The following is a 1,034-nucleotide window of genomic DNA, read 5'->3' as shown; positions in this document are numbered from 1 at the left end:
GGGTGCAGCACGACCCAGCAGCCCGGGCCGTCGCAGGGGTCGGCATTCGGCCGGTCACGGCGCGTGGCCTCCGGCACCGTGGTCAGGGCCCGATCCACCGCCTTCTGACCTACTGCCGCCTCCTGGCCCGCCAGTTCAGTAGAGGCGAGGTAGTACGCGACATTATAGATCCGGGTGCAGCTGATCATCTCGCGCCCCTCCCACGACCGGCCGAGGACAGGGCGCTTCCGGATCTCCACGGCCGGCCCCAACCATGCGCCAGCGATGCAAAGGGATGACAGTCGCAATGCGCCGTCCTGCGGACGCGACGCTGGCAGGGTGCAGTGGTATGCGGCCGTGACCGGACCCAGGGGCGGGGGTGGCGGGGCGCGATCCGGCGATGAGGGTCACGGGCATGGAATTCTCCGTCGATGCAGGGCCTCGACATCGATATTTTCCGCAGGCCATGAAAATACCAAGCCCCCCGTCACTGAGCTCCGGCCCCGATATGCGTAATGTGTCAGGAAAACGGAAATGCCATGAGGTGCGTGGACATGCGGCGAATAGGACGTCTCCCGCATGGCCCCTGCTGCGTGTTCGCGACGAGACGAACGCACGTCGCATCGAGCTGATGCGAGGACTATCATCAGAAAAGAAAATTGATGCAAAACCTGTGCTTTGACGCGGGGTCGCCCGTCGCGTGGTCGGAGCGGACAGCAGCTCGAAATGCCAGCTGATTTATTAAATCGATAATTCATTAATGCAGATCTGCGTCGAATTCCGGCCGATGGCGGCGAGGAGGTTTTGTCTTCTACTATGGAAAAATGTGGACAACCGGAATTTCGATGGATCGGAAATTTCGGGGCCATTGTATGAAAATGGGAAAGCAGCAAAAAAGAACAGGATCAGCCCATGTCCGACCCCGCCCCTCCCACCCTGGCCGAGCGCCTCGAGCAGCGCGTGGCCGAGCATTCCGTGCCGCCCCGCGCCTCCTGTCTGCAGCAGATCATCGCGGCGCGTGGGATGCTCCGTAGCCTGCGCGATGAGGGCTTCAA

2 protein-coding genes are annotated in these 1,034 nt (G+C 62.0%); both read right to left on the bottom strand.

Annotation, left to right across the window (positions count from 1 at the left end; translation table 11 throughout):
* A partial coding sequence (locus CJ301_RS19045; protein ID WP_216823338.1) for a hypothetical protein occupies nucleotides 1–188 on the bottom strand: 188 nt, incomplete at its 3' end.
* Nucleotides 189–720: 532 nt separating this feature from the next.
* Nucleotides 721–1,034 (bottom strand): hypothetical protein (locus CJ301_RS18940; RefSeq protein WP_162620632.1); only part of this gene is annotated, 314 nt, incomplete at its 5' end.

This window comes from Limimaricola cinnabarinus (assembly GCF_002723615.1).
Classification (GTDB): Bacteria; Pseudomonadota; Alphaproteobacteria; order Rhodobacterales; family Rhodobacteraceae; genus Limimaricola; species Limimaricola cinnabarinus_B.
The sequence above is the reverse complement of the archived record's forward strand: the minus strand, read 5'-3'. Positions and strand labels throughout refer to the sequence as shown.